This is a genomic window from Thermogemmatispora sp. (assembly GCF_019683635.1).
GTDB lineage: Bacteria > Chloroflexota > Ktedonobacteria > Ktedonobacterales > Ktedonobacteraceae > Thermogemmatispora.
In genome coordinates, this window is the sequence record NZ_JADGIA010000206.1 from 1 (window position 1) to 8,928 (window position 8,928).

Genomic DNA, 8,928 nt, shown 5'->3' on the forward strand with positions numbered 1-8,928 from the left:
TTCAATATGTACGCTCATCCGAGCGCGCCTCAGAGCCGGGGGAGCTGCGCTTTTTCCGCTGCATGGGCGTCGGGCGCTGGCTCTTGCTGCACCTGCATGACTTCCTGGCTGCTGATGGGCTGGCGGGTCCTCACAGCCTGCTGCTCTCGGGGACAAGCTGGGCGGGCACCTCGCCGATCTATCATCTGCAGCTACCGGTCCAGGCGATCCTGCTACCACCGGAGGAGGAACGCCTGGCCATCGAAAAGAGCGACTTTGTCTATCGCTTCGCGCGCCTGGAGGAATCAATGGAGGCGGCTGCGGTCTCGGGCTTTCAGGGAGAGGAGCGTCTCAGGCATCTAGAGATCGTGCTCCGAGATCTGGCGCGACACGAGCATCTTGCTAAGGAGCGGCTGCCGAGCTCGCTGGATCGGCTGCGGGCTGAGCTGCCCGAAGGACGGCAGCGCATTCTCCTGGTCGTGGGCAGCTACGCGGAGGCCCGGCATGCCTATCACTACCTGCTCAACCAGGGATTGATAGCCCCGGGTGAAGCTGTCTACCTTGTCCCCGACGATGCCATCTTCGAAAGTCAATGGTCGTGGCAAAGCGATGATCGGCTGCCCCGTGGCCTGGTGAGCGAGTTGAGCAAACGCGACGCCTGGTTGCTCATTGCGCCTCTCCAGGCGATTGAGCGGGGCCACAACATCCTGAACGACGAGGGGAAAGCTGCGCTCGGGGCCGTCTGCTTCCTCGTGCGCCCGCACCCGCGGCCCGATGACATTCACTACCTGTTGCATAGCATGAACCGCTGGGCGATCGAGCGCTGTGCCGATACCAACTGGCTGCGCCGGCTCTGCGGTTCCGAGCCAGCGGATCTAGAGACACTTGGCAAGCGCTTCCGTCAGCGAGCCTTTGCGCGCTGGCAGCACCTCTTGCATCTGCGCCTGCGCTACAGTTCCCTGCCGAAGGAGGAGCGTCAGGCTCTGACCTGGACGCTGCTGGTCTCGCTCTGGCAGGTCATCGGGCGCCTGGTGCGTGGCGGCTGTCCGGCCCGCATCTTTTTCTGCGATGCGCGCTTTGCCCCGCGCCAGGCGGCCACGGGCGAGAGCGACTACGAACATACCAGCCTCATCAAGGGCATGCAAGAGGTACTCCGTCCTTACTTTGAGCCAGATGACACACAGGCTATTCCTCCTCGTGAGAGGCATCTGGCTCAGATTCTCTATGGACCCCTTTATTATGGCTTGAAGGGCATTGAAGAGAGGGAGCAATATTGATGGCCAATGACACAGTATTGCAGCCGATAGCCTTTTGCCTGGCGAGCGACAACGCCGCCGTCAGAGAGCGGCTGGCCTCTCATCCTTTCTGGGTGTTGGAGTTCCCCGAGGACCTCAAGCGCCGCCTGCGTGAGGTCCAGAGTCAGATCGTCGGGCGTGCGCCGGAGGAAAGCACTCCTCCCCATGTGGTCCTGAATCAGGCAGCGCGCCTGCTGATTCCTGACTTGATCTCGATTACCAGCCGTATCACCGATAGCGGTGTGCAGCCCTGGCTCTATGGTTTTGTCGACCAGGAGCGGCCTGCGGAGCCGCCAATAGAGGGCGTTCTGCTGCAGGCGCTGCTCAGTGCCTGGCTGCGCACCGTCTTTCGTTCTCTCTTCCCATCGCCCGCTCTCATGGATCTGCTCCAGAAGGTGCAGACCTTGCCTCTCGGCTGGAAGCGGGAAGAGATCGACCTTTGCTACTGGTCGCAGGCCCCGAATGGGACGGCTCGACCGTACCGCCAGGTTGACCAGCGCTGCATTCAAAATGGCTTTGTGCTCATGCCCGATCTGGTGGCTACCAGACTCTCGGCCTTAGAGCTGGCAGGTGACCACACGCGACGCTTTCGTTTCAAGCGGGCGCCCCTGGCGCCGGGCCGACATGGCTGCGAGCTGATTTCCTGGCCGCCGCAGCAGGAGAGCAAGGGGTCCCAGACCTGGTATTGGTCCATCGTGATCACGGTGACCCTCCAGACGGTGCCCTTTCAAAGCTATCCCCAGCTACATATCAACCTGGGCGTTCGACGTTGGGTCTCGCAGCCGCTGAAATACACGCCGGCTGAGACCATCAGCGCCTATCTGCTGGATAGCCTGCCCTGGCTCGCCGCCGACCAGCAGCGGCAGTGCTTTCAGGTAGCGCCGATTGTCAGGCGCAATCGCAAGGCTGGGGAGACGCCCGAGAATGGCAACGGTTGGATTGTCGAATATAGGTGGGCCGATTCGCTGGTTGCCCTGCTCAACGATCTGCACTGGGCCGAGCTGCTGCCTGATCCGCAGCAGCTCATCCAGCAGCCGACCGAATGGTTAGAGCGGGCTCTGACGGGTAGAAGCCCGCAGGCTGCGCTTGTCTTTCGGACCGGCATGAGGCCGGATCATGGGGAGGGAGCGGGCTTCTCTCTCAGCGATCGTCGTTTCATGGTGGAGCAGATCGCTGAGCTGCTGGCCCCGGATTTCGTACTGCGCTCGCCGCTAGAGCGCTATGGGGCGCGGCGCTTCATTACGCACCCGTCCAATCCTTTCTTCCCTCAAGAGAAGCAAGATCGGGAGCCGATGGCCCAGATGAAGGTCTGCGCTGAGCGTCGGCAGGCTGTGGCGGAAGCACTTGGGGACGGGCAGGCCATGACCATTCTTGTGCGCTACCAGACCGCGGAGGTGCTGCAGGCTGTGCGGCTGGCTTTGTATGAGGTGCTGGGCTATCCTCTGGAGACAGCTGAGGGAACGGTCTGGACAACACCAGAGCTGACGCTCACGGTGCGCTATGAGCCGCTGGGCGAGATCGGGAGGGCGCTGGGAATCAAGGAGCGTTCGCGGGGGCAGGCTGCCGAGCACTGGCGTCTGAAGATTCAAGAGCGAGCTGAGGCTATAGCGCAGACCTTACCAGAGGCGGCTGGTCCCTGCGGTGCCATCATCGAGCTGCCTGATGCCTACTTCTTCCGTCACGATGGAGATCCCAAGGCCGCCCTGCGTTTGGGCTTCGCCCGCAAGGGCTACCTGACGCAGTTTTTGACGCCGCCGACCTCTGACAGGGAAGAAGAAACCTCTAAGGAGACGCTGCAGGAGCGGGCCAGATCTGCCGTCCGTGATCTTCTGCGGCAGTGTGGCGTTCTCGGTGTGCCGCCGCGGCTGCTCCCCAAGGCCAGGGTCCACAAGCTGCCTTTCCAGATTCCTGAGCCGCTGCACTACCTGGCCGCCTGGGTCATTCACCGCAATCGGCGCGGCAGCGAAACCCATCTGCCCCAGTATCTGCCTGTCGTGGTCTACCTGCGCTCCGATAGCCGGCTTGTGCTGGTACGCGCGCCTGGCTTTGAGGACTGGCTGCCCTATCGCGAGGCTGCCCTGCAGCTCGCCTGCCTGGAGCAGGCCAGCCAGCGCGATCGCGAGGCCGTGCGTCAGTTCCTGTTCAAGACGTTGCATACGCTCCTGCCGACGCGCGGGGAGACCATCCTCTTCTGCGATGCCTGTAACCTGCGTCAGTCCTGGCCCTGGTTGGGGAACGAGCGCATCACAGCCAGTCTGCCGCCAGAGCTAGAGCGCTTTCCGCAGTTGCGCATTGTCCGCGTACGCAGTGCCTCGCCCGAAGTGCCCGAGTGGTATGCCTTTAACGCAAAGCGGCAGGCTCTGGGCAAAGATCCGTACCTGCTCTCGCAGGGGCTGTTCCGCGACGCGACGAATCCCACTGTCTTCTATAGTGTGCAGGAAAAGCCGCCCACGGCGCACCAGAGCAAATATAGCTCGAAGCTCTCACTGCGCCCGTTTGAGAAGTTGGCTACGGGACGGAGTGCGCATCAGCCTTTCGACGCTCCTGGGGGAATGGCCTGGAATCCGCGCATCGTGGAATTGACCATCGCCCGCCAGGGCCATGAGCAGCGCCCTGATGACGTGCTAATGTGTGCAGTCGTCGCCCACGAGCTGCGCGCCCAGATGGCCGTTCAGTTTGGATCGCCAATGATCTTGCCCCTGCCACTCCACCTGGCGCGCCAGCTCGAAGAGTATACGTTGCCGCTCCGCCCAGCTGAGCTACGCACGTGGCTAACCTCCGAGGCTGAGGCCGCAGAGAGAAGCGGCGAGGAAGGCGAAGACGAAGGCGAGGAGTAAATAGCCCTCCTGAAGAAGACGGTGGCCCAGTCCGGTTCGTTCGGCCCGATCCGTTCCGGTCGGGTCGGAGCAGTGCGGACGGGGCCACCGCCTCTGGCTGGTCGTGAGCTTACTTAGCTGACTGCTGCCGTCTCGGCGGTGCCAGCGGCGGGCTGCTGGCGCAGGTGGGGCAGGTTCAGCAGGAGGTAGAGCAGGCCGCTGACAACGGCCCCAATGATGCCGCTCAGGTCCATGCCGCCTAGCAGGTGGGCGAATGGCCCCTGCCAGGGCTGGCTTAGCCAGGGCAGGGTGGCCGAGCCGATAAAGGGGATGGTAGCGGCGAAGCCCACCAGCCAGGAGAGAACGGCTCGCCAGGCCACACCGCCGCGATACCAGTAGCGCCCGGCTCGCCCGCGCGTCAGCTCTTCGGCAGCGTAGCGCCCGCGGCGCAGCAAGAAGAAATCGATCAGGAGCACGGCGGCCCAGGCCGGCACCCACAGGTAGGTCAGCAGCAGGAAGTCGATGTAGACATTGAGGAAGCGATTGACCAGCTCGCTGTAGGTCTGGGCCTCGCTGAAGCTGAAATGAGAGAAGAGGCCGATCCAGAAGACACCCAGCGCTCCGACGATGCCGCAGAGGAGAGCCGACCACCAGCGCCGCAGGGGGATGTCCATCGCCAGGGCGACCAGGCCGGCGGTGTAGACGTCGAAGTAGTTGGCCCAGATTTCGCCCAGGACCACGAAGAGCAGAAAGGGGACCAGCAGCCAGCGCGGCGCAGCCCCGGTGATGACGCTTAAGAGATCGGGATTGGCCGGGTTGATGGTGGCCAGGGCGACGCCCAGGATGCCCAGGAGGGCCGTGGGCAGACCGATGCCCAGGCCGGCCCACCAGGCGATAGGCCCGGGACGCGTGCGCGAGGGCAGGTAGCGCGAGTAGTCGGAGGCAAAGGGTATCCAGGAGGCGATGAGGGCGTAGATGAAGCCGCCGCCGGTGACGATGGCCGCCAGGCGCGCCGGCCCGTGAACTGTGGTCGGCAGGCTCCAGTTGATGCGCGGGAAGAGGACAATGAAGAGTAAGAGGCAGAAGGCCATGAAGACGATGGCCCCGTACTTTTCGAAGACGTGGACGGTCTGGTGCCCGTAGACGGCGACGATCACGGAGGCGATGAGGACGAGGCCGATGGCGATGAGGGCGGTCTGCGGCGTTCTGGGGATGCCGATCAGGCTGGCGAGCTGCACGAGGGCCCAGCCGCCGATGACGCAGTCGACGGCGAACCAGCCGACGGCCATCAGCCAGGTGAGGAAGGCGCCCACGTAGGCACCACGGTGCCCGAAGACGGCGCGGGCAAAGACCATTTGCGGGGTGCCGGTGCGGGCGCCGGTGGCACTGGTCAGGCCGTGCAGAACGGCGGCCAGGGCAGAGCCGATGATGATGGCGATGGCGCTATCGAGCAGGCCAAGCTGTCCCTGGCTCAGGCCCAGGACGAGCGGGGCACCGATGGCCAGGGCGCCGGTGAGGAGCGATAGATAATTGGCCATTGCTCCGGCCCAGACAAGCGTCAGCTCGCGGGCGCTGCCGTGGCGGTCGGCTTCGGGGATCGGCTCCATGCCGTGGCGCTCGACTTTGAGAAAATCATCGGCTTCTACTCCTCTTACCTGCAGAATGCTGCTGTCCGGCTGTTCCATGCTGTTCGCTCCTTCTCTGGATGTGGCTGACGTGGGCTGGCACGGGAGGCCGGAAGGCAAGGGCCGGGCCGGCTTGGGTGAGTGGACTTGAGGCGCCTCCAGCTGCCCTGGTCAGTGGTCAAGGCCCTGGGACCGAGACCTACGCAGGGAGCGGTCGCGGCTCGTCTCACGACAACGGGGTGCTGGCCAAGAGAGCGCCAGCACCCCGGGGATGGCTCTGCTGCTTCGATGCTGCCTGGCGGCAAGAAGCACGCTCCCTGCGCTGGCATTACCCAGATCAGGTTCTGGCGGTCGGTGACGGTGCCATCTGCCGGAGTGCAGCGGCTGGTCACCCTCTCAGCCCGGCTCTCCCGAGCTCCCGTGACTGCCTGTTTTCTTCTCTACCTGCAACGGTGTTGCTAGATACCTGTATAGCAGATTGCTGCAACCACGTCAAGGAATAGTGGCGCGATTCACGCCTCCACTTCATCAGAGAGTGCCCCACATAGCGCTCTGCCGGGCGTGAGAGAAGGGAAGTACTGCGGGGAATGGACCATTGTGGCCATACTCGCAGTGCCTCCGGCCTCGGCTGGGCGTCAGAGCAGCGAGTATGGCCACTGATGAGGGGCTGACCTGCTGCTCAGCGCTCCTGGCAACCTGGTGTAGTGCCTGGAGATGCTATACTGCCTGTAGGCCCTGATTCTGCCTGCCAGGTGATCGAACCTGGCAGACAAGCAAGAGCTGCGGCGGATTGCCGCGGGAGGATGCGCGTGTGACCCAGATCAAGATTACCATTATCGGAGCCGGAAGCGCTGTCTTTGCGCGTCAGCTGATGACCGATATCTTGCTCAGCGATGGGCTGGAGGAGGGGACCTTTGCCCTGGTTGATGTGGATGCCCGGAGACTGGAGCTGGCCCACCGTATAGCCGAGAAGCTGATCGAGCGCAGCGGCAGGCGCTGGCGTGTAGAAGCTTCGACAGAGCGCCGCAAGGTGATGGTGGGCAGCGACTTTCTGATCAATACCATCGAGGTGGCGGGGCTGGACTATGTGCGCCAGGACTATGAGATTCCTTTGAAGTATGGCATCGACCAGTGTATCGGCGATACGATTGGCCCCGGGGGGATCTTCAAGGCTCTGCGCACAGGGCCGGCCTGGCTGGCGATCCTGCGTGATGCCGAGGAGTTATGTCCGCGGGCCTGGGTACTGAACTATACGAATCCGATGTCGGCGTTGACGCTGGCGGCTCTGCGAGGAACGCGCATGCGTACGGTAGGATTATGCCACAGTGTGCAGTGGACCTCGCGCCAGCTCGCGCACTATCTGGAGGTGCCCTATGAGGACCTGGAATGGCGCTGTGCCGGCATCAACCATCTGGCCTGGTTTACGGAGCTGCGTGTACGGGGCGAGGATATGTATCCGCGTTTGCGCGAGCGGGCGCGGCGGCCCGAGATCTATGAGCTGGACCCGGTGCGCTTTGAGACGATGCTGCATCTGGGGGCCTTTGTGACGGAGAGCAGCGGCCATTTCTCGGAGTATGTCCCGTATTTCCGCAAGCGCCCCGAGCTGGTTGCGCGCTATTGCCGGGCGGGCTATTTGGGCGAGTCAGGCTTTTATGCCAACAACTGGCCGACCTGGCGCCGCGAGGGCGAGCGCGCTCTTGAAGAGATGTTGAGGGGCGAGCGTGACATCCCCTGGGAGCGCAGCGTGGAGTATGGGGCGCAGATCATCGAGGCCGTGGTGACAGGGAGGCCGACGGTGATCTATGGCAATGTGCGCAACGCGGGACTGATCGAGAATCTGCCGGATGGCTGTGTCGAGGTGGCCTGTCTGGTCGATCGCAATGGGGTGCAGCCCATGCATTTCGGACGGCTGCCGGAGCAGCTGGCGGCCCTCGATCGGGCGCACATGGCGGTACATGAGCTGCTGTGTGAGGCCCTGCTGACGGGGCGGCGTGAACCGGCGCGCTATGCGTTGCTGCTTGATCCGCTGAGCGCGGCGGTCTGCTCGCTGGAAGAGCTGAGCCAGCTTTTTGCTGAGCTATGGGAGGCTGAGCGGGAGGCCCTGACAGCCTTTGTGTGAAGGGGCTGAGACGTTGACGGCTGGCCCGGCCTGCCGTTTCTGCGAGGAAGGGGAAGAATGGGTTGGCAAGGGAGGCGTGTGCAGGATCACGCAGGTGAATGAAAGCCTGTTGGCGCCTCCTGCCGGCGGGCAGGCATACAGGCCAGACAAGCCGCGGTGCGCTGGCTGGGAGAGATCATTATCAGGAGGTTGTGTGTTCATGAGCGACGTTGATGAAAAGCGGGGAAAGCAAGGGCAGGGAAGGGGCGGAGCCGGTGCGGGTGCTCGCAAGGGCGAGGGCTTTACGGATGAGGAGCGGGCCGCGATGCGAGAGCGAGCTCGCGAGTTAAAGGCTGGCAAAGAGCGCGAGCAGGGAGAGAGCGAGGTGCTGGCGAAGATCGCCGAGCTGAGCGAGCCGGATCGGAGCATGGCCACGCGGCTGCATGAGCTGGTCAAGGAGTGTGCGCCGGAGCTGGTGCCGCGCACCTGGTACGGGATGCCGGCTTATGCGCGGGATGGCAAGATTGTCTGCTTTTTCCAGCCGGCGCAGAAGTTCAAGACGCGCTATGCGACGCTGGGTTTCAACGATGTGGCCCATCTGGATGAGGGACAGATGTGGCCGACGGCCTATGCGCTGACGGCGCTGGGGCCGTCTGAGGAGGAGCGGATCAGGGGGCTACTCAGGCGGGCGCTGGGCTGAGCTTGCTGGGCTGTGGTTGGGGTGTGGTGTCGCGGCTGGGCTAGATTGTCTGGGTAGCAGGCTACTTGTTGTGATTGGTTGACTACAGGCGCGGGGGAGGGAAAGCCTCCTCCGCGCTTTTATTGCTTGTTTTTTCAGTATCAGCCTTTCAATATCCACAAGCTTTCAGTATCCCCAAGCGGATCGACCCCCCTGCCACGCTGGAGCACCAGCTAGCGACGACAAACCCTCGTCTTTCAGTATCCCCAAGCGGATCGACCCCCCTGCCACTACGATATTCCTGGAACTTATCGGTATGAGACCATTTCCCGTCTTTCAGTATCCCCAAGCGGATCGACCCCCCTGCCACCTGGCTGTGTAGTAGTCGCGGTCGGCTTCCGGTTCCTTTCAGTATCCCCAAGCGGATCGACCCCCC

The 8,928-nt window shown here is 63.3% G+C and carries 4 protein-coding genes, 1 pseudogene and 1 riboswitch; of the genes and pseudogenes, 4 read left to right on the forward strand and 1 reads right to left on the reverse strand.

Annotation, left to right across the window (positions count from 1 at the left end; all coding sequences use genetic code 11):
- Both IRZ31_RS17825 and IRZ31_RS17830 read left to right on the forward strand, forming a co-directional pair.
- A pseudogene (locus IRZ31_RS17825) lies at positions 1–1,256 on the forward strand (transposase); the annotation flags it as partial.
- A complete protein-coding gene (locus IRZ31_RS17830; RefSeq protein WP_297156122.1) occupies positions 1,256–4,111 on the forward strand; it encodes a DUF3962 domain-containing protein in 2,856 nt (951 codons plus the stop codon). The pseudogene IRZ31_RS17825 and the gene IRZ31_RS17830, both read left to right, overlap by 1 nt.
- A 113-nt stretch (positions 4,112–4,224) precedes the next feature.
- On the opposite strand, the gene IRZ31_RS17835 is transcribed toward IRZ31_RS17830, so the two are convergent.
- Complete coding sequence (locus tag IRZ31_RS17835; protein ID WP_112432522.1) at positions 4,225–5,775, reverse strand: cytosine permease; 1,551 nt, start codon at positions 5,773–5,775, stop codon at positions 4,225–4,227.
- A gap of 237 nt (positions 5,776–6,012) precedes the next feature.
- Positions 6,013–6,147, reverse strand: a riboswitch (TPP riboswitch).
- Positions 6,148–6,526: 379 nt separating this feature from the next.
- Between IRZ31_RS17835 and melA the strand changes: the two genes are divergently transcribed.
- Both melA and IRZ31_RS17845 read left to right on the forward strand, forming a co-directional pair.
- The gene (gene melA / locus IRZ31_RS17840) at positions 6,527–7,834 is read left to right on the forward strand and encodes an alpha-galactosidase (RefSeq protein WP_297156125.1); all 1,308 of its coding nucleotides are present in this window, start codon (positions 6,527–6,529) and stop codon (positions 7,832–7,834) included.
- A 304-nt stretch (positions 7,835–8,138) separates the two neighbouring features.
- On the forward strand, positions 8,139–8,513 hold the full coding sequence (locus IRZ31_RS17845) for a DUF1801 domain-containing protein (RefSeq protein ID WP_363325696.1): 375 nt from the start codon (positions 8,139–8,141) through the stop codon (positions 8,511–8,513).
- Positions 8,514–8,928: the final 415 nt, after the last annotated feature.

Coding starts and splice junctions, on each gene's coding strand:
- IRZ31_RS17835 (WP_112432522.1), bottom strand. CDS start 5,775: ATGGAACAGCCGGACAGCAGCATTCTGCAGGTAAGAGGAGTAGAAGCC.
- IRZ31_RS17845 (WP_363325696.1), top strand. CDS start 8,139: ATGCGAGAGCGAGCTCGCGAGTTAAAGGCTGGCAAAGAGCGCGAGCAG.
- IRZ31_RS17830 (WP_297156122.1), top strand. CDS start 1,256: ATGGCCAATGACACAGTATTGCAGCCGATAGCCTTTTGCCTGGCGAGC.